Annotated in this window: 1 protein-coding gene; it reads left to right on the forward strand. The window is 38.5% G+C overall.

Features of this window, described 5'->3' with window-relative positions; all coding sequences use genetic code 11:
• The coding region (locus WKI42_RS10675) for a PD-(D/E)XK nuclease family transposase (RefSeq protein ID WP_368081910.1) at positions 1-480 on the forward strand (480 nt) is incomplete at both ends.

The raw sequence follows: 480 nt of genomic DNA on the forward strand, positions 1-480 counted from the left end.
TAGCCCGACCAATGATTTGGTAGCTAAGAAAATCTTTAGCAATCCGGAAATCACTTGTCAATTTATTCGCGATATGTTGGATTTACCAGCCAAAAATGTAACGATTTTAGAGGGAAGTAACATTCATGTCTTGCCTTCCCTACCGTACTCGGCACAGGATTTCTATACAAGTATAGATGTTTTAGCTGAACTAGATAATGGAACGCAAGTAATTATTGAAATTCAGGTGCATCATCAGAATTTTTTCATCAATCGCCTATGGGCTTACTTGTGCAGTCAGGTCAATCAAAATCTAGAAAAAATTCGCCAACGTGAAGGTGATACCCACCAGAGTTACAAACACATCGCACCAGTATATGCTATTGCCATCGTAGATAGTAATTACTTCCAAGATGATTTGGCTTTTCATAGTTTTAGCATGCGAGAAGATACGACGGGTGAAGTCTTAACCATCACCAATAATGGACAAGAAAACCATCT

The sequence above is a fragment of the Streptococcus pseudopneumoniae genome (genome assembly GCF_038148935.1).
GTDB lineage: Bacteria > Bacillota > Bacilli > Lactobacillales > Streptococcaceae > Streptococcus > Streptococcus pseudopneumoniae_U.